19 protein-coding genes are annotated in these 17824 nt (G+C 70.1%); 14 read left to right on the forward strand and 5 right to left on the reverse strand.

Features of this window, described 5'->3' with window-relative positions; genetic code table 11:
- Positions 1-27 precede the first annotated feature (27 nt).
- Positions 28-852, reverse strand: coding sequence for a helix-turn-helix domain-containing protein (locus Aco04nite_RS19600; RefSeq protein ID WP_212998687.1), 825 nt, complete (start codon positions 850-852; stop codon positions 28-30).
- A 103-nt stretch (positions 853-955) separates the two neighbouring features.
- Between Aco04nite_RS19600 and Aco04nite_RS19605 the strand changes: the two genes are divergently transcribed.
- The 4 genes from Aco04nite_RS19605 (at position 956) to Aco04nite_RS19620 (ending at position 4858) form a co-directional block, all read left to right on the forward strand.
- The gene (locus tag Aco04nite_RS19605) at positions 956-1576 is read left to right on the forward strand and encodes an RNA polymerase sigma factor (RefSeq protein WP_244876124.1); all 621 of its coding nucleotides are present in this window, start codon (positions 956-958) and stop codon (positions 1574-1576) included.
- Positions 1573-2673: a CU044_5270 family protein gene (locus Aco04nite_RS19610; RefSeq protein ID WP_212998688.1), complete on the forward strand. Its 1101-nt coding sequence runs from the start codon at positions 1573-1575 to the stop codon at positions 2671-2673. Before Aco04nite_RS19605 ends, Aco04nite_RS19610 begins: the two co-directional genes overlap by 4 nt.
- A 163-nt stretch (positions 2674-2836) precedes the next feature.
- On the forward strand, positions 2837-3820 hold the full coding sequence (locus Aco04nite_RS19615; protein WP_212998689.1) for an aldo/keto reductase: 984 nt from the start codon (positions 2837-2839) through the stop codon (positions 3818-3820).
- Positions 3821-4033: 213 nt separating this feature from the next.
- Positions 4034-4858 carry a rhamnogalacturonan acetylesterase gene (locus Aco04nite_RS19620; RefSeq protein ID WP_212998690.1) on the forward strand — a complete coding sequence of 275 codons (825 nt, stop codon included), beginning with the start codon at positions 4034-4036 and terminating at the stop codon, positions 4856-4858.
- 7 nt (positions 4859-4865) lie between these two features.
- Here the strand turns inward: Aco04nite_RS19620 and Aco04nite_RS19625 are convergent, their stop codons facing one another.
- On the reverse strand, positions 4866-5348 hold the full coding sequence (locus Aco04nite_RS19625; protein WP_212998691.1) for a peptidase inhibitor family I36 protein: 483 nt from the start codon (positions 5346-5348) through the stop codon (positions 4866-4868).
- Between the two features lie 129 nt (positions 5349-5477).
- Positions 5478-7577: an MMPL family transporter gene (locus tag Aco04nite_RS19630; RefSeq protein WP_212998692.1), complete on the reverse strand. Its 2100-nt coding sequence runs from the start codon at positions 7575-7577 to the stop codon at positions 5478-5480.
- Between the two features lie 119 nt (positions 7578-7696).
- On the opposite strand from Aco04nite_RS19630, the gene Aco04nite_RS19635 reads away from it, so the two are divergent.
- The 8 genes from Aco04nite_RS19635 to Aco04nite_RS19670 all read left to right on the forward strand — a co-directional run bounded on the left by Aco04nite_RS19635 (position 7697) and on the right by Aco04nite_RS19670 (position 13484).
- Complete coding sequence (locus tag Aco04nite_RS19635; protein WP_212998693.1) at positions 7697-8794, forward strand: sensor histidine kinase; 1098 nt, start codon at positions 7697-7699, stop codon at positions 8792-8794.
- Positions 8791-9471, forward strand: a complete 681-nt coding sequence (locus Aco04nite_RS19640) for a response regulator (protein WP_212998694.1) — start codon at positions 8791-8793, stop codon at positions 9469-9471. Before Aco04nite_RS19635 ends, Aco04nite_RS19640 begins: the two co-directional genes overlap by 4 nt.
- 163 nt (positions 9472-9634) lie before the next feature.
- On the forward strand, positions 9635-9913 hold the full coding sequence (locus Aco04nite_RS19645) for a hypothetical protein (protein WP_212998695.1): 279 nt from the start codon (positions 9635-9637) through the stop codon (positions 9911-9913).
- 180 nt (positions 9914-10093) lie between these two features.
- Complete coding sequence (locus Aco04nite_RS19650; protein WP_212998696.1) at positions 10094-10750, forward strand: WXG100 family type VII secretion target; 657 nt, start codon at positions 10094-10096, stop codon at positions 10748-10750.
- Positions 10750-10911 carry a hypothetical protein gene (locus tag Aco04nite_RS19655; protein ID WP_212998697.1) on the forward strand — a complete coding sequence of 54 codons (162 nt, stop codon included), beginning with the start codon at positions 10750-10752 and terminating at the stop codon, positions 10909-10911. Before Aco04nite_RS19650 ends, Aco04nite_RS19655 begins: the two co-directional genes overlap by 1 nt.
- Before the next feature lie 41 nt (positions 10912-10952).
- Entirely contained in the window at positions 10953-11528 is a 576-nt protein-coding gene (locus Aco04nite_RS19660; RefSeq protein WP_212998698.1) for a mismatch-specific DNA-glycosylase, read from the forward strand.
- Positions 11529-11559: 31 nt separating this feature from the next.
- Positions 11560-13047, forward strand: coding sequence for a hypothetical protein (locus Aco04nite_RS19665; RefSeq protein ID WP_212998699.1), 1488 nt, complete (start codon positions 11560-11562; stop codon positions 13045-13047).
- Positions 13044-13484, forward strand: a complete 441-nt coding sequence (locus tag Aco04nite_RS19670) for an MEKHLA domain-containing protein (RefSeq protein ID WP_212998700.1) — start codon at positions 13044-13046, stop codon at positions 13482-13484. Before Aco04nite_RS19665 ends, Aco04nite_RS19670 begins: the two co-directional genes overlap by 4 nt.
- A 5-nt stretch (positions 13485-13489) precedes the next feature.
- Here Aco04nite_RS19670 and Aco04nite_RS19675 read toward each other — a convergent pair whose 3' ends face one another.
- Positions 13490-14545 carry an SGNH/GDSL hydrolase family protein gene (locus Aco04nite_RS19675; protein ID WP_212998701.1) on the reverse strand — a complete coding sequence of 352 codons (1056 nt, stop codon included), beginning with the start codon at positions 14543-14545 and terminating at the stop codon, positions 13490-13492.
- Positions 14546-14600: 55 nt separating this feature from the next.
- Between Aco04nite_RS19675 and Aco04nite_RS19680 the strand changes: the two genes are divergently transcribed.
- A complete protein-coding gene (locus Aco04nite_RS19680; RefSeq protein ID WP_212998702.1) occupies positions 14601-15371 on the forward strand; it encodes an alpha/beta hydrolase in 771 nt (256 codons plus the stop codon).
- 68 nt (positions 15372-15439) lie between these two features.
- Here Aco04nite_RS19680 and Aco04nite_RS19685 read toward each other — a convergent pair whose 3' ends face one another.
- Entirely contained in the window at positions 15440-16327 is an 888-nt protein-coding gene (locus Aco04nite_RS19685) for a hypothetical protein (RefSeq protein WP_212998703.1), read from the reverse strand.
- A 210-nt stretch (positions 16328-16537) separates the two neighbouring features.
- Between Aco04nite_RS19685 and Aco04nite_RS19690 the strand changes: the two genes are divergently transcribed.
- Positions 16538-17824: Clp protease N-terminal domain-containing protein (locus tag Aco04nite_RS19690; protein ID WP_212998712.1), on the forward strand; the 1287-nt coding region annotated here is incomplete at its 3' end.

Here is a 17824-nt window from a genome sequence, read left to right on the forward strand (position 1 = left end):
AGGACAGGCGATACGGGATTCCGGACATCAAGCGCGATACGTGGGCGCCACGGCACCGGGAGTCACCTTCATCACCCGCCGGAACGCCGCGATGAACGTGCTGGGCTGCGAATACCCGAGCCGTTCGGAGACCTCCCGCACATCGACACCCGCCGACAACAGGGCCAATGCTTCATGTACGCGCAGAGCCTGTCGCCACTGCGCGAACGACAACCCGGTCGCCCCGCGGAACGCCCGCGTCACCGTCCGATCGCTCATCCCCAGCTCCGCCGCCCAGTCCTGCAGCCCGCGACCGTCGGAGGGATCGTCGAGCAGCGCCTCGGCGATCGGATCGATCCGGGGATCGCCGGGCAGCTCCAGCGCGAACTGCCGGTCCGTCGGATCGAGGACGTCGAACACGACCGCCTCGGTCCGCGCCCGCGCGCCGTCGTCCAGATCCTTGCGGGCCAGGCGCAGCAGCAACGACTCCAGTAGGGGAGTCACCGTGATCGACGTCGGCCCGGCGAACTCGACCGGGGTACGGCCGGGGGCGAAGAACGCGTCGTGCAGCTCCGCGCCGGCGGTCAGCCGGCCGCCGTGCACCACACCGGCGGGCAGCCACAGCCCCCACCCGGGTGGCACGGTGTAGATCCTCTTCCCGATCCGCGAGGTCAGCGTCCCGCCACGCACCCACACCAGCTCGTGCATCGGGTGCGCGTGCGGCGACCACTCCGTCGCGGACCCCGGCACCTCCGACTCGGCGACGATCGCGAGCGGCGCCGGATCCCCCGCCGACACGGCCCGGCGCACGACCGTCCCCGGATCGCGCCGCCACGTGCCCAGACTCAGGTCGTCGTGGGCGGGCGCATCCATGGCGACGAGCGTACGCAGGCCGCCGTGAAGGCGATCGTACGGTTCGGGCATTCATACGTGACCAACACCACGGAGCCTGGGAGGCCCGCCTCGTGAACCATCCTTGACCGCCCTCGACGCCCGTCACGTGACCTCGGATCCGGACGTCGCAGCCCTGCTGGCGTCGCTGACGGACCCTGACCTGTTCGCCGTGCTGTTCGACCGGTACTTCGCGGAGCTGCGGCACTACGCGGCCAGCCGGCTCGGCGGCGAACGCGGCGACGACGTGGCAGCCGAGACGTTCCTGGTCGCGTTCCGCACCCGCGGGCGCTTCCGGACCGACGTGCCGGGCGGCGGCAACGTCCGCGCCTGGCTCTACGGCATCGCCACCAACCTGATCCACCGGCAGCGCCGCGACGAGGAACGCCGCTACCGCGCCCTCGCCCGGGCAAGTGCCGTCATCGACCGCGGCGTCCCCGTCTCCTCCGGCGACGACGCGACGGTCGCCCGGGTGGCAGCCGGAGCGCTCCAGCCCGCGCTGGCCCGGGCCCTGGCCGCGCTGCCCGCCCGGGACCGCGACGTGCTGCTGCTCACCGCCGTCGCGCAGCTCGACTATGCCGAGGTCTCGGCCGCGCTGGGCGTTCCGCCGGGCACGGTCGGGTCCCGGCTCACCCGCGCCCGCCGCGCCGTCCGCGAGGCGTTCGGCGGCACCGACCCCACCCGCATCGACGAAGGGACACCATGATGGACACCGAGAACCAGATGATCCGTACGCTGCTCACCGAGCCCCCGCCGGCCGCACACACCGTGGCCTCGGCGCGCCGGCAGCTCACCGATGCGATCGCGGGCCGCCGTCCGTCGCGTCCCCGCCGGACCACGTGGCGGCTGTCGCTGGCGGGCAGCGGCCTGGCCGCGGTCGCCGCCGCCGGTGTCGCGCTGGTCATGGCGACCGGAACGGGCAGCCCCGCCGGGCTGGGGGAGACCGGCAGCGGCGGCGCCCCCGGGGTGGCGGCACCACCGGCCGGCCCGCGGCAACTGCTGCTGGCGGCGGCCGAGCGGGCCGGGGGCACGGCTGACTCCGGCCGGTACTGGCGGGTCGCCCGGATCACCGAGGGCGCGCTGTACCTGCCGGTCCACACCAAGGGCGAGACGTTCTACGTCGCCGAGCGGTGGCTCACGGAGACCTGGACGCCGCGCGACCGTGGCGAGCAGGCGTGGGAGGGGCGTCAGTCGCTGGGTTACCAGCCCCGCACCGCCGAGGACGAGGCGGCCTGGAAGCGCGCCGGTTCGCCCCGCACGTTCGACCTCGGCGCGGCGGACTCCGCACAGGGTGGCCACGTCATCCGCACCATGGCCCCGGGCAAGGCCGAACTGAGCCGCACTTCCTCGCGGGGCGTCCCCGACCTGCCGGCCGACCCCGCGCGCCTGCGGGCCGCCGTCGACGAGCTGCTCGAGAAGCGCGGCATCGAGGCGACCGACGCCGCGGTGTTCGCCTATCTGGGCACCCTGCTGACCGACGCACCGGCCGGGCCGCCGTTGCGAGCCGCTGCTCTCACCGTGTTGTCCACACTGACGGGGGTGGACAACGTGGGATCGCGCGCCGACGTCACGGGACGCGTGGGGGTCGCCCTCGAGCTGACCCGGACCGCCGGGCAGTTCGTCGACCGGTCCTGGCTGATCCTCGACCCGGCGACGAACCAGCTGCTCGGCGGTGGCATGCAGGGCGCCACGCAGGGCAAGGACGGCAGACCCGACATCGGCAAGGGCGGCAAGGAGTCCTCGACGGCGGTGGTCACCGCGGAGTGGACCGATCAGCGGCCGGTCGCACCGCACGGCAACTGACGTCACCCCCGGCGGGCCGGGCGCACCGGCCCGCCGGAGGGGGACCCTGCCGTTACCCCTTCCAGCAATGACTCCCTGACTCCGGGACACGGATGTTTGCTGAGCCTGAGCCGGGTATGCGTTCGGTGAACCCTGGCCGCCCTATCCCGGAAGCGTGAGAATCATGCACAGTGCCAAGCTCGGAGACCTCGACGTCGGCCGCATCGGCCTGGGTGCGATGGGAATGTCGCACGGCTACACCGGATCCGGCAGCGACGACGCCGAATCCATCCGCACCATCCACCGGGCGATCGACCTCGGCGTCACCCTGATCGACACCGCCGAGGTCTACGGCCCGTACGTCAACGAGGAGCTCGTCGGCAAGGCGCTCCAGGGCCGCCGCGACCAGGTCGTCCTCGCGACCAAGTTCGGCCTGATCTCGCACACCGGCCGCGCCGCGGGGTCAGCCGACAGCAGCCCGCAGAGCATCCGCACCGCCGTCGAGGGGTCGCTCAAGCGGCTCGGCACCGATCACATCGACCTGTACTACCAGCACCGCGTCGACCCGGACACCCCGATCGAGGACACCGTGGGCACCCTCGCCGAGCTGGTGAAGGAGGGCAAGATCCGGCACATCGGGCTGTCCGAGGCATGGATCCCCACGATCCGCCGCGCGCACGCCGTGCACCCGATCGCCGCTCTGCAGTCGGAGTACTCGCTGTGGACGCGCGACCAGGACGAGGTGCTGCCGGTGCTGCGGGAGCTGGGGATCGGGCTCGTCGCGTACTCTCCGCTGGGTCGTGGGTTCCTCACGGGCGCGCTGCGCACGCCGGCCGATGTCGAGAAGCTGGACGACAGCGACTTCCGCAAGACCCACCCGCGCTTCACCGGCGAGAACTTCCAGCGCAACCTGGCCATCGCCGACGAGGTCCAGAACGTCGCCGACCAGGTGGGCGCCACCGCCGGACAGGTCGCCCTGGCCTGGCTGCTCGCGAAGGGCAACGACGTCGTCCCGATCCCGGGCACCAAGCGCGTCAGCCGGGTCGAGGAGAACACCGCGGCGGACGCGGTCGAGCTCACGGCCGAGCAGATCGCCACGCTCGACGCCCTGCCGGTCGCCGAGGGCGGCCACCACACCGACGAGCAGATGAAGATGATCGAACGCTGAGTTCCCGTCGCCTCCTCGAGCACCCGCACCCGCTCGTCCTGGTCGGTGACCACCCGGGCGCGCAGGTGCGGGTCCAGGTTTGTCCGGTGCAGCTAGAACCCGAGATGGGCGACCGGGCCGGCGCTGCAACGTCGAGCGTGCTCAGGTCCACAGCGGTCTTCTTTGGCACAGGTAAGCGCTTGCCAGATCGACGAACGTTGATTTAATGGGGGCATGGGTATCGGACGGAGAACTCTTCTCGGTGCTGCTCTCGGCGGCGCGGTCAGTGCTGCCTGGGGATCGGGTGAAGCCTCGGCGGCGGGCCGGCATCGCACGGTGTTCGTGGCGGGCGACTCCACGGCGGCGACCTACGCCACCGCTGACGTCCCCCGGGCAGGGTGGGGTCAGGCCCTGCCCGCGTTCCTGCGACCGGGCATTGCCGTGTCGAACGCCGCGCTGTCCGGGGCGAGCTCCAAGAGCTTCGCCGACCTGGGACGCCTCGACCTCATCCTCGCCGCGATCCGGCCCGGCGACACCCTGCTCGTGTCGTTCGGGCACAACGACGAGAAGGCCGAGGACCCCGCCCGCTACACCGAGCCGTGGACGACGTTCCAGGACTACCTGCGCCGCTACCTCGACGGCGCCCGGGCCCGGCACGCCCATCCCGTGCTGGTCACCCCGGTCGAGCGCCGCCGCTTCACCGCCGACGGCGTCCCGTATCTGTCCCACGGCGAATACCCGGACGCCATGCGCGATCTGGCTGCCCGTACGCGTACCCCGCTGGTCGATCTGACCGCGCTGTCATTCGACCTGTGGAGCAAGCTCGGCCCCGAGCCGACCAAGGACTACTTCCTGTGGCTCGACCCGGGCGAGTCGGTCAACTACCCGGCCGGCGTCGCCGACAACACCCACTTCCAGGCCCACGGCGCGATCGAGGTCGCCCGCCTCGTCGCCGCCCACGCCCGGACCCTGCCGGGCCGCGACCACGCCGCCATCCACGACACTCACATCCCGGACGACGTCCTGGTCTGGCCACCCACCCGGCCGGCGGAGAGCTGACCCGGCCTCATCGGGTGCAGGCCGTCGTCGTGCAGCTGCCCACCGCGGCCGAGGTGGCGCGGTCGTTCAAGGTGTAGAGATACGTCACGGGCTTGCCGTTGGGGCCGTAAACGGTGCCGGAATCCAGGTTCCGCAGGCCGCTGTGCCGGGGGATCAGCACCCGGGGACCGCCGAAATTCCCCTCGTCGTAGAGGAGCATGTCGTCGTCGCTGTTGTTCACGATCGACGAGATGGAGTCCTGCAGGGTCTCGCCATTCGTGTAATGGCTGTTGCGGAAATCCTTGATGTAGCCGACGAATGCCGTTCCACTACTGCGGTTGAGCCGGGCCTGGACCGAGGCGGTCCCGGTGGCGTTGTAATCCTTGTAGAAACAGACCTGCTGCTGACCGCACGTGTACGCGGCCTGGGCCGGACCCGGTGCGACGGCAAGAGCCCCGGCAACGGTCATCGCCGCCGCCGCTGCGCCGGTGAGAATGCTGCGCCTGTTCATGGAACTCCTTCGTGGAGACAATTCGGATCAACGCTGATCGCTGACCCCGAAAAAACGTATCCGCCATTACTGAAGGAATACTTCCGGAGTTCTGAAAGGCTCACTGAACGCGGGCCGGGACGTGGAGGGTTACTTTCCTGCCGATGCATACAGCCGTGCGGAGGGCTCGCCGGGCGGGGTGGACGGCGCGAGCTGTGAGCCCTCGATGTCGAGGTGGGGCAGGACGCGGTTGAGCCAGCGGGGGAGCCACCAGGCGGCGCGGCCGAAGAGGGTCATGACGGCGGGGACGAGCATCATGCGTACCAGGAAGGCATCGGCCAGAGTCCCGGCAGCGAGGCTGAACGCGATGGGTTTGATCGTGTTGTCGCCGTGGCCCAGGGCGCCGGAGCCGAAGACGCCGATCATGATGAGGGCCGCGGCGGCGATGACCTTGGCGCCGTGGGCGAAGCCGGTGCGGACGGCGCCGCGGGGGTCGGCGCCGCGGGCGTGTTCCTCGTGGATGCCGGTGAGCAGGAACATCTCGTAGTCCATGGAGAGGCCGAAGAGCACTCCGATCACGATGACCGGCAGAAAGCTGAGCAGCGGGCCGGCCGGGTCGACGCCGACCGGGCCGGCGAGGTGGCCCTGCTGGAACACCAGGACCGTGCAGCCGAGCGCCGCGCCGAGACTGAGCAGAAAGCTGACGACGGCTTTCAGCGCGACCAGCACCGAGCGGAACACCACGAGCAGCAGCAGGAACGCGAACCCGATGATCAGGGCGAGGTAGCCGGGGAGCCGCGCCGCGAGCAGGTCGGAGACGTCGATGGCGATGGCGGTGGTGCCGGTCACCTCGAGTCCCGGGCGTTCGCGCAGGTCGTGGACCAGTGTCGTGGTGGATTCCGCCTCCGGGCCGCCGGTGGGGTAGACCGTCAGCAGCACCTGCCCACCGTGCTCGCCGCTGGGCACGACTCGGGCGACACCCGGCACCGCGTCGAGCCCCTGCTCGGCCGCGGCGGTGCCGACGACGAGGATCGGTGCGTTGACGCCGGCGCCGAACCCGGCGGCTTTCAGGTCGTACGCCTGCCGGACCGTCGACGTGGACGGCTCCGAACCGTCGGTCGGCAGCCCGAGCCGCAGGTGCAGCACCGGGATGGCGAGCGCGCCGAGCAGCACGACCGGGATGAGGACCCCGAGCGCCGGGAAGCGCGCGATCCAGCCCGCCCAGCGCAGGGCGTACTTCCCGCCCGCCGGCACCGTGCCCGCGGCGAGCCGGCGGCGGGTGCGGCGGCCGAGGATGCGCGGGCCGGCGATGCTGAGCAGGGCGGGGGTGAGCGTCACCGTGATCAGCATGGCGATCGCGACGGCGACGGCGGCGGACACACCCATCTGGGTCAGGAAGCCGACGCGCATCACGGCGAGCCCGGCCAGGGCGATGATCACGGTGAGTGCGGCGAAGACCACCGCGGTGCCGGCGGTGCCGACGGCGAGGGCGATGGATTGTCGTACGGGTACCCCGTCGATCAGCTGCCGCCGGTGCCGGTTCACCACGAACAGCGCGTAGTCGATGCCGACGGCGAGACCGAGCAGCAGGGCCAGTGACGGCGCCACGTCGCTGAGCGCGATGAACCGGGTGGCCGCATAGATCCCGGCGAGGCTGACCCCGAGCCCGAGCAGCGCGGTGACGAGTGGCACGCCGGCCGCCACCAGCGACCCGAACGTGACGACGAGCACGACCAGCGCGATCAGCAACCCGATGTCGGTGCTGCTGCTGGACTCCGCCGCCGGTGCGAGCCCGGCGGACAGTTCGATCCGCAGCCCCGGACCCCGGGCAGCGTCAACCACCCCGGCGAGCCCCGCGGGCACGTCGTCACCGGTCAGCGTGACGGACAGCAGACCCACCCGCCCGCCGGGCGACAGGGTTGTCGCAGGAGCGGCGGCGACCCCGGGCAGGGCGGCGATGTCGCTGCTCAGCCTCGTGATGGTCGCCTTGTCACCGGCGGTCAGCGACTGTCCCGCCGGGGCGGCGAAGACGATGTCGCCGCCCGGGTCGTCGCTGATCCCGAACTCCGCGTCGATGCGTTGCAGCGTGCCGACCGAGGCCAGGCCGTCGATGGTGAAGTCCGGGTCGAGCGGCTTCGACCAGGCGGCGGCACCACCGGCCGCGGCGGCGAGCAGAGCGATCCAGAGAACGACGATGAGCCACCGGCGGCGCGCGCTGAAGCCGCCGATGCGTGCGAGAAATCGAGCCATGCCATCAGTCTGTGAACGTGGCCCGGGGCGGGCATCGACCCGTGGTGGGAGCGCCGGGTTGATTCCTTCTCCACCCGCGGGTTGATTCCCGGTGAGCCCGGCGGCCGTACGGTGAGAAGGTGAAACCCCGGATCAGTGGTGCCCGGCTGAGCTGGCTGCTGTGCGCGGCCGAGCTACCGGTCTTCGTGGTGCTGACGTTCACGACCGCGCCCACCGCGTACGGAATCCTGGTCGTGGCCTGCGTGATCGCGACGGTCCTGGCCTGGACCGGCTGGCTCGCGTTGCAGCTGCGCCGCGGTGACCGGCTGCCGGTCGATCCGGCCATGCTCGGCCTGCTCGTGGTGGTCGCGTCGACGAGCGGATTCGCCGGCGTGGCCGGTGGCAGTTCCTGGATCGTCATCCTCATGCTGGTCGTGTGCCTGCACGCGGCGACGTCGCTGCGCCGCCGTGCCGTGGTGGTGCCGGCCGCGGGTGCCGCCGCGGTGGGTGCGGGCTGGGCGTTCGGGGGTGGCGACGGCGGCACGACACTCGTCCTGCTGGCACTGATCGGCGGCTTCTTCGCCGGCGGCCTCGCCCGCGGCCTGCGGCAGGCGCAGCTGCGCGAGGCCCGCGCCGGGCAGGCCGACCGGGAACGAGCCGCCGCGCTGGCCGAACGCTCCCGCATCGCCCGCGAGATCCACGACATCCTCGCCCACTCGCTCGCCGACCTCTCCATCCAACTGGAGCTCGCGGACGCGCTGCTCACCGACGCGGGCGACACCAGCGGCGCCCGCGACCGGGTCCGGCACGCCCACGGCCTGGCCGCCGAGGGCATGCGCGAGACGCGACGGGCGGTCCACGCCCTGCACAGCGACGCCCCGCCGCTGCCCGAGACACTCGCCCTGCTAGTCGGGGCACAGGCCGCCCTGGCCGTCACGGGAGTGCCCCGGCCGCTGCCCCCGGCTGCCGGGCTCGCCCTGCTCCGCACCGCGCAGGAGGCACTGACCAACGCCCGTAAGCACGCTCCGGGCGTACCCATCACGGTTGATCTTCGGTACGACCCGCACCGGACCGCCCTGACCGTCCACAATGCTGTACCCGCCCTGTCCCCGCCCGGCTCGCCGGAAGGCGGCTACGGCCTGGCGGGCATGAACGAACGGCTCCGGCTCGCCGGCGGCTCCCTGACCGCGGGTACGCACTCCGGCGGCTGGACCGTCCGCGCCGAGGTCCCCGCATGACCGCCCCGCTCCGGTTACTGATCGCCGACGACCAGACCAGCGTCCGAGCCGGTCTGGTCGCCCTGCTCGGCACAGTGCCGGACATCGAGGTCGTGGGCGCCGCCGCCGACGGAGCCGAGGCGGTCGCCCTGACCGCAGCCCTCGAACCCGACGCCATCCTCATGGACCTGCGAATGCCAGTCATGGACGGCGTCGAGGCCACCGCCCGTATTGCCCGGACGCACCCGTCGGTGGCGGTGGTCGTCCTCACCACCTACGCCGACGACGACAGCGTGCTGACCGCGCTCTCCGCCGGCGCCCGCGGCTACCTGACGAAGGACGCGAGCCGCGCCGACCTCGCCCGCGCGCTGCACACCGCGGTGGCCGGCCAGGTCACCCTCGCCGGCCCGGCCCAGCAGGCACTGCTCGCCGCGGCCACCCCCGCGGCCCCGGGCCACCCCACCCGGCCGGTGGGCCTCACCGACCGCGAGAACCAAATCCTCCAGCTCATCGCCGAAGGCCTCCCCAACCGAGAAATAGCAGCCCGCCTCTTCATCGGCAACGCCACCGTCAAAACCCACGTCAACCACATCTTCGCCAAACTCGGCGTCACCACCCGCCAGGCCGCCCGCGACCGCGTAGAGGTCGATCGGAACACCCGCCCCCTCCCGGCTTGGGGACCTGACCGGGCCAGGTGACGCTCGACAGTTCGGATTCCCAGGCAAGGCTTGCCGCTGCCACCCCGTATCAACGTCGTGCGCCAGAGCATTTCGGGGCAGCGCCGAACTGATCATGCATCTACGCTCCTTGCCCGGCGATCAATGATGATCTGCTGCCCTGGCCGACGCGGAGGAGATCGCGATGGCGGACGCTGACGAGCACGAGGACATCCGGCGGATCCGGCATCGCGCCGCGGACGCCTCGATGTGCTTCGGCTTGATCGCGATCCTGGTCGCGGTATTCAGCGGTACCGGGCCGATGCTGCCTGGCTACGCCCTGCTCGGAATCGGCGGGCTGGCGGGAATCGGGGTCTACGTCGCATCGGACACCACCATCTCCCGATGGTTCACAGCCTGGTCCGCGGGTCTCACCGTCCTGGGCGTCGTTGCGCTGATCGTCGTCAGTCAGCTCATCGACTGACGACCTGTATCTCACGCAACCGGCCGTCTTTGCGGCCGAGAACGTTGTCATGGGGGCATCGCAGCGAGTTCCGGGTAGAACCATCATTCCTGGACGGATACGCAGGGCAGGTCCACCGGGCCGGCGACGACGCGGCAGCGGTGAAGCGATATCTGATCGATCACCCACCCGCTCGCGTGGATGGACTACACCAGCCCGTCCAACTACATCCTGGTGGCATTCGACCACGTATTCGGCTTCAACCCGCTGGAGCGGGCGCTCGAGTCGCTGCTCGGTGACTGGCAGGCGATCGCCCAGGCCGGCGTCGCGTTCGGTCACGCCGCTGACGCCGTGCAGGACCTCGGCTACAACGTGCAGGGCGGAGCGATCGCCCTGCAGCCGGGCTGGGAAGGGGTTGCCGCAGACGCCGCCTACTTCGGCTTCACCCGCCTCGCTGACGGTGCGGCGAACCTCGCTGACCCGTTCCGGGGGATCTCCCAGCAATTCACCGAGATCGCGCAAGGTGTGTACAACACGAGCGAGGCCGTCAGCGGTTTCCTCAAGGGTCTCTGCGATGCCGCGATCATCGCCGGTATCGCCTTCGTAGCAGGAACCGCGACTGCAGCCTCAGGGGTCGGCGCCGTCGTCGGTTACGGCGTCGCCGGCGTGGAGATCGCCAACATGCTTCGGCTGTGGGCCCAGGCAACCGAGGCGATCAACAGCATCTTCGCCGCTGTGCAGGCCGCGCTGGGCATCATCGAAGGACAACTGTCACGGGTCGCCGACGCGGTCCCGGACCTGGCCGATTACAGCGCCTACCGCCACCCCCAGGTCCCCGCATGGGTAGGAGCCCGCTGATGCACCACAGCGTCTATGACATGGCCGGTGACGACCCTCGCATCGCCAAATTCTTGCGGACCACGCTGACGAAGCTCGCGGACGGCGACGACCCGCTGATGCGCGAAATGGCTCGAGGCGTCCTCGACGACCCCGGCAGATCTGACACAGGGACACGCTGACCGGTACCGGAGTTGACGTTGATGCTGGGTAGGGTTTGCGGGTGGCGTTCACGCGGGCTGAGCTGGCGGGGTATCGGGGTGGGACGATTCCGGATCTGCTCGGGGATGATGTGCGGTTGTTGTTTGCCGGGATCAATCCGGGGTTGCTGACGGTGGCGACGCAGAGTCATTTCGGGCGGCGGGGGAACAGGTTCTATCCGGCGCTGTTCCGGGCGGGGATCGTCGACCGGCTGATCGATGCGTCGGGTGGGTTCGATCCGGCTGATGTGGCTCATCTGGAGGCTCGGGGTGTCGGGATCACGAGCCTGGTGGCGAAGGCGACGGCCAGGGCCGATGAGCTGACGACGGAGGAGCTCCGGGCGGGGGCGACCGCGTTGGCCGGGCGGGTCGCCCGGATCCGGCCCCGGGTCGTCGCGTTGCTGGGCATCACCGCGTACCGTGCGGCTTTCGATCGGCCGAAGGCTGTGGTCGGCCGGCAACCGGACCGGTTGGCCGGTGCGATCCTGTGGGTGGTGCCGAATCCGAGCGGGCTGAACGCGCATGCCACGGCTGACTCGCTGGCGAGTGCGTATGCCGAGGCTGCCGTGGCGGCGGGGATGGATCTGTATCCCCGTTGAACTCGGCGGCGGCGCGGCCGTTCATCAAGGCGTGGATGAAATTTCTGTTGCTGAGTTCCGGACCGATGTCTTCGACAAGGAGTACATCACCCTGAACGGGACCCGGGAGGGGATCGTGGTCGGGGGACGGCACCTGCTCGACCGGCTGCCCCGGGCGTTCGAGGGGGTCGATCAGATCGGGGTCATCGGGTGGGGGCCGCAGGCGTCGGCGCAGTCGCAGAACCTGCGGGATTCGCTCGCCGGCAGTGACGTGAGGGTGGTTGTCGGGCTGCGGGCCGGGTCCGCGTCGGCCGGGGCCGCGCGGGCGGCGGGGTTCACCGAGCAGGACGGGACGCTCGGGGAGATGTTCGAGGTGATCGCCGGCTCCGACATGGTGCTGCTGCTGATCTCCGATGCCGCCCAGGCGGCACTTCACGAGCAGATCTTTGCGGCTTTGCGTACGGGGGCCACGCTCGGGTTGTCGCACGGGTTCCTCCTCGGCTACCTCGACCAGCAGGGCGCACGGTTCCCCGAGGGGATCGACGTCATCGCCGTGTGTCCCAAGGGGATGGGCGCGTCGGTGCGTGCGCTCTATCTGCAGGGCGCGGAGACCAACGGGGCGGGCATCAACGCGAGCTTCGCCGTTGAGCAGGACGTCACCGGGCGGGCCACCGATCGGGCGCTGGGTTGGTCGGTGGGGCTGGGGGCGCCGTACACGTTCCGGACCACGCTGCGGTCGGAATACCTGTCCGACCTGACCGGGGAGCGGGCCATTTTGCTCGGCGGGGTGCACGGGATCGTCGAGAGTCTGTACCGGCGGTTCCGGGAGCAGGGGATGGGCGAGACGGACGCGTACCGGCATTCGGTGGACTGCGTGACCGGGCCCATTTCGCGTACGGTTTCCAGGGACGGTTTGATCGGGCTCTATCAGCGGCTCGACGATGCCGGGCGGGAGATCTTCGCTCGGGCGTACGCCGCCGCGTACCCGGTCGGGCTGGAGCTCACCCACGAGATCTACGACGAGGTGCGCTCCGGCAACGAGATCCGCAGCGTCATCCTGGCCGGTGAACGGCTCGCGCGGTTCCCGATGGGCAGGATCGACCGGGCCTCGATGTGGCGGGCGGGTGAGGTGGCGCGCCGCGATCGCGACGACGAGCAGCTGCCGCTCGATCCGTTCACCGCCGGCGTCTTCTGCGGCGTGATGATGGGGCAGATCGACACCTTCATCGAGTACGGCCACCCGTACTCGGAGATCGCGAACGAGTCGGTCATCGAGGCGACGGACTCGCTCAACCCGTACATGCATGCCCGGGGTGTCGCTTTCATGGTCGACAACTGTTCGACCACTGCGCGTCTGGGATCGCGGAAGTGGGCGCCGCGGTTCGATTATCTGCTCACTCAGACGGCCTATCCCTCGGCCGACGACACCAACACGCAGTGGGACACCACCCTGGTGAAAGCATTCGAACAGCACCCGATCCATGAGGTGCTGCGCGAGTGTGCGCGTCTGCGTCCGTCGGTGGATATCTTCGTCGCATGAACGGCCACGATGAAGCATTCGCCGAGCTGCTCGCGGACAGTTACGCCACCCTGGTCGGGCGGCCACTCGTGCCTTCGGATGTTCAGGATGCCGCGGCCTGGCTGTACGAAGCGCCATTCGGTCTGCTCGCTCACGACACGTCGCCGGACCCGCTGTTCGTCTATGCAAATCTGAGTGCGCAGAGGCATTTCGGGTACGCGTGGAGCGAGTTCGTCGGGCTGCCCTCGCGACTGTCCGCCGGGCAGGAGGACCGGGAGCCGCGTCAGGTCCTGCTGGACGGGGTCCGGAGCAAGGGGTACGCCGACGGTTATCGCGGGCCGCGGGTGACAAGAACGGGGCGGCAGTTCTGGATCGAGGACGTGACTGTTTGGAACCTTGCGCACGCTGACGGCGTACCTGTCGGGCAGGCGGCCTTGATCGGCAGTTGGAGCGACTGAAGAGCTCAGCTGAGCAGCGGGGTCAGTTTGTCGGCGATCGCCTGGTGTCCTTTGTCGTTCGGGTGGACGGAATCGCTCAGTCCATCCGACGGCAGCCAGCCGGTGGTGTCGACGTAAACGACATTGGTGTCGCCGGCGTTTTTGCGCGCTTGGACAGCGGCCTGCGTCTCCACGGCGTAGCGGCCGATGAATGTGCGCAGTGCGACCAGCTTGGCGTTGGGGAACTTCGCCCGGATCTGCTGCAGGAAAGTGGTGTACTTCGCCTGGAAGACGGCCCCGGTCACACCGTGGCTCTTGTCGTTGGTGCCGAGGTTGATCACCACGGCGGTGGGCGTGTAACGGGCGAAGTTCCACTGGTCGGTGCCCACCTGGCCACCGCTGGACATCCAATAACGCGTCTCGTGCGCCCAGCAGGCATCCGTGGTCTCGGAAAGGCACATACCACCGATCGCGATCTGCGTATGGTCGGCGCCGAGCCGCTCCCCGGTCACGAACGCGTAGTCCGTGACGGCCAGTTTGGTGCTCGTGGTGCCCGCCGTGATCGAGTCACCGATGAATTCGATCAGTTTCGTGCGGGCGGGCGCCTTGAAAGTGGTGGCGCCCGCGTCCAGCGTGAGGCCTTGGAAGACCGCGTCACCGGTGTACGACCCGGCCACCTGCCGGTAGCTCACGATCAGTGTGTGATTGCCCGCCGCCAGCGCCGCCGGAGTCAGATTGACCGTTCCGGACACATTGCTGTACGCCGTGAACACTCCGCCGTCGATGCTCGCCCAGAAACTGATCGTGTTGCGCTGCTTGAGTTTGACCGTCCTGCCGGTGAATCCGACTCGGACGTAAGCACCGGCCCAGTACGGCACGTACGCCGAACTGTTCGTGGTGTTCCACCGCCCGACAAAGCTGATGTTCGTATCCGTCGGCGACCCGTCCCCGACCGCGGCAATGGCGGCAGGCGCACCGATCGCGGCGCCGGCGGCAGGCGTGTTCATCGCTGCGCCGAGGGTGAGCCCGAGGCTGAGCAGCGCGGTGAGGACGATGCGCCGTGTTTGCTTCCCGATGACCATGATGGCGCACCTCTCTCGCTGACTTCCCTGGCCAGGGTCGCTCTATAATCGACATATGTCAATGTTACGGGGAACGGTCCCGCATGTTTCCGGCCCGCACGTTTCCGGCCCGCATGGCCCGGTGCCGGTGCGCATCCACGAACCGCAGGACACGGCGCGAGCCGCGAGGGCCGGCCTCGTCTGGGCGCACGGCGGCGGATTTCGGCACGGCGACCTGGACATGCCCGAGGCGGACATGGTCGCGGCCGAGCTGTGCCGTCGCGCGGGGGTCACCGTCGTCTCGGTCGGCTACCGGCTGGCGGTCGGCGGGGTGCGCTACCCGGTGCCGGTTGACGACGTGGACGCGGTCTGGCAGTGGGCGTGCGCTCAGGGCTTCGCCGATCGGGTCGGCATCGGCGGGGCGAGCGCGGGGGCCGCGCTGGCGATGTCCACCGCGCTGCGTGCGCGCGACGCCGGGCGGCGTACCCCGGATCTGCTGCTGCTCGCCTACCCGTTCGTGCACTACCCGGTGCCCGGCGCCGCTGGCTACGACGACATGGTCCACAACTATGTCGGCCGCCTCACCGACCTGCCCCCGGATGCCCTGCCCGGCGGGGCGCCGCTGGAAGGACTCCCCGCGACTCACGTGCTGTTGTCCGAGTTCGACGATCTCCGGGCCTCGGGCGAGCTCCTCGCCCACCAGTTACGCGAGGCGAAGGTCCCGGTGACCACCTACCTGGCCCGCGGCGCCACCCACGGCCACCTGAACCGTCCCGCCGACCATCCCGACGCCGTCGACGAGTCCCTGAACTACTTCGCCGGAGCCCTGCGCACCATGCTCCAGTGATCTGCGCCTGCGGGCGTCGCCCCGGCCGGTGACACGTGGCCGCACGGCGCGCAGCCGATCGGGCAGGGTCAGTGGGTGCGGGCTGGTTCGGGGGCTGAGTCCGGGGTGAGGCCGTTGAGGGGGACCTGGCGGGTGTCCGGGTCGTCGTCGAGGCGTACCTGGTAGCCCGCGGGTGGTCCGGTCTGGTCCCATTCGACGCCGACGACGGTGCCCGGGCGCTCGCCGACGCGGACGCGGGTGCCGGGCGGGTGGGCGCCGTGGGGTTCGACGAGCAGGGCGTCGAGGATGTGCCGGGCGCCGTCGAGGGAGCTGCGCAGGCTGGTGGAGCGCAGCTCGCGGCCCAGGGCGATCGCCGCGTCGCGGATCCGGCGGTCGGGGGTGGCCTCGCCGGCGGTGATCGCGGCTTCCACGCGGACCCACAGGCGCCACCGGTCGTGGTCGAGCAGGTGCCGGGCGGCGCGGTCGAGGGCGGCGAGGGAGATGTCGACGGCGGCTTCCTCGCCGAGCTCGGCGGCCCAGGCCAGCTCGTCGGCGGGGGGAAGCAGGTTCGGGGATTCGTGCTCGAGGACGGCGTACAACATGGCCAGGGCTGTTTCGCGGCCTTCGCCGTGGTAGAGCGGGCCGATGCCGGCAGTCGCGCGCAGCGGCGGGAAGCGGGTGGTCAGGTGGGCGGCCCGGCCCAGGGGGAGTTTCGTGGCCAGCCGGGTGTCGCTCACCCGGGAGTTGAACGTGCGGTGTTCGCGGGCAGCGAACATCCAGGCCCGGTGCTCGTCGGTGCCGATGGGGAAGCTGGGGCGTGCGGGGATCGCGGGAACGGCGGGTGCCGGGGCCTGCGTCCGGGCTGTGAGCAGGCGGGCAGCGACCGAATAGGCCACGCCGAGCTCGGCCGCAAGGGCGCGGATCGCGCGTTTGCGCGCGCGGTCTGGTGCCGGTTGCCGATCTCTGGTTGCGCTCATCGTGGTCCTCCCTCGCCCATCGTAGGTCACCTTCGTTGTATGGTTGCGAGGCAGCGCGCCTGCACGAGCGTAGCGAGGCTCCCCACGCGGGTCACGCGTCAACGCCAAGAGGCTTCGACTCAGCGCACGCAACTCCTGTCCGCTTCCGCACGTGCGCGTGCGTTGCCTTGGGCGGGGTGCGTGGGGCTTCGCTGCGAGGACGTGATTGTCGTGTTCGAGCGGTTCACAGACCGTGCCCGACGGGTTGTCGTCCTGGCCCAAGAAGAGGCCCGGATGCTCAACCACAACTACATCGGGACAGAGCACATCCTGCTCGGCCTGATCCATGAGGGTGAGGGTGTTGCCGCGAAGGCTCTGGAGAGCCTTGGTATCTCTCTCGAGGGGGTCCGGCAGCAGGTCGAGGAGATCATCGGTCAGGGTCAGCAGGCGCCGAGCGGGCACATTCCGTTCACGCCGCGGGCCAAGAAGGTGCTGGAGCTGTCGCTGCGCGAGGCTCTGCAGCTGGGCCACAACTACATCGGCACGGAGCACATCCTGCTGGGCCTGATCCGCGAGGGCGAGGGTGTTGCCGCCCAGGTCCTGGTGAAGCTCGGCGCGGACCTCAACCGGGTTCGTCAGCAGGTCATCCAGTTGCTCTCGGGCTATCAGGGCAAGGAGCCGACGGCGTCCGGCGAGCCTGCCGCACCGTCCTCGTCGACCGTCCTCGATCAATTCGGGACGAACCTCACGCAGGCCGCCCGTGAGGGCAAGCTCGACCCGGTCATCGGCCGGGAGAAGGAAATCGAGCGCGTGATGCAGGTGCTGTCGCGCCGGATGAAGAACAACCCCGTCCTGACGGGTGAGCCGGGCGTCGGCAAGACCGCCGCGGTGGAAGGCCTGGCCCAGGCGATCGTCAAGGGCGAGGTCCCGGAGACGCTGAAGGACAAGCAGCTCTACACCCTCGACATGGGCTCCCTCGTCGCCGGTTCGCGCTATCGCGGTGACTTCGAGGAACGTCTCAAGAAGGTGCTGAAGGAAGTAGGCACCCGGGGCGACATCATCCTGTTCATCGACGAGATCCACACGCTGGTCGGCGCGGGTGCCGCCGAGGGCGCGATCGACGCCGCCTCGATCCTGAAGCCGATGCTCGCGCGTGGTGAGCTGCAGCTGATCGGCGCGACCACCCTCGACGAGTACAGGAAGTTCGTCGAGAAGGACAAGGCGCTGGAGCGTCGTTTCCAGCCGATCCAGGTGGCCGAGCCGTCGCTGGCGCACACGATCGAGATCCTCAAGGGTCTGCGTGACCGTTACGAGGCGCATCACCGGATCAGCATCACCGACGCGGCTCTGGTCGCGGCGGCGACGCTGGCTGACCGTTACATCTCGGACCGGTTCCTGCCGGACAAGGCGATCGACCTGATCGATGAGGCCGGGGCGCGGATGCGGATCCGTCGGATGACCGCACCGCCGGACCTGCGTGACTTCGACGAGCGTATCGCTCAGGTGCGTCGTGACAAG

Source organism: Winogradskya consettensis, assembly GCF_018332715.1.
GTDB classification, from domain to species: domain Bacteria; phylum Actinomycetota; class Actinomycetes; order Mycobacteriales; family Micromonosporaceae; genus Actinoplanes; species Actinoplanes consettensis.

Coding starts and splice junctions, on each gene's coding strand:
- Aco04nite_RS19600 (WP_212998687.1), bottom strand. CDS start 852: ATGGATGCGCCCGCCCACGACGACCTGAGTCTGGGCACGTGGCGGCGC.
- Aco04nite_RS19610 (WP_212998688.1), top strand. CDS start 1,573: ATGATGGACACCGAGAACCAGATGATCCGTACGCTGCTCACCGAGCCC.
- Aco04nite_RS19615 (WP_212998689.1), top strand. CDS start 2,837: ATGCACAGTGCCAAGCTCGGAGACCTCGACGTCGGCCGCATCGGCCTG.
- Aco04nite_RS19620 (WP_212998690.1), top strand. CDS start 4,034: ATGGGTATCGGACGGAGAACTCTTCTCGGTGCTGCTCTCGGCGGCGCG.
- Aco04nite_RS19625 (WP_212998691.1), bottom strand. CDS start 5,348: ATGAACAGGCGCAGCATTCTCACCGGCGCAGCGGCGGCGGCGATGACC.
- Aco04nite_RS19630 (WP_212998692.1), bottom strand. CDS start 7,577: ATGGCTCGATTTCTCGCACGCATCGGCGGCTTCAGCGCGCGCCGCCGG.
- Aco04nite_RS19640 (WP_212998694.1), top strand. CDS start 8,791: ATGACCGCCCCGCTCCGGTTACTGATCGCCGACGACCAGACCAGCGTC.
- Aco04nite_RS19645 (WP_212998695.1), top strand. CDS start 9,635: ATGGCGGACGCTGACGAGCACGAGGACATCCGGCGGATCCGGCATCGC.
- Aco04nite_RS19650 (WP_212998696.1), top strand. CDS start 10,094: ATGGACTACACCAGCCCGTCCAACTACATCCTGGTGGCATTCGACCAC.
- Aco04nite_RS19655 (WP_212998697.1), top strand. CDS start 10,750: ATGCACCACAGCGTCTATGACATGGCCGGTGACGACCCTCGCATCGCC.
- Aco04nite_RS19670 (WP_212998700.1), top strand. CDS start 13,044: ATGAACGGCCACGATGAAGCATTCGCCGAGCTGCTCGCGGACAGTTAC.
- Aco04nite_RS19675 (WP_212998701.1), bottom strand. CDS start 14,545: ATGGTCATCGGGAAGCAAACACGGCGCATCGTCCTCACCGCGCTGCTC.
- Aco04nite_RS19680 (WP_212998702.1), top strand. CDS start 14,601: ATGTCAATGTTACGGGGAACGGTCCCGCATGTTTCCGGCCCGCACGTT.
- Aco04nite_RS19685 (WP_212998703.1), bottom strand. CDS start 16,327: ATGAGCGCAACCAGAGATCGGCAACCGGCACCAGACCGCGCGCGCAAA.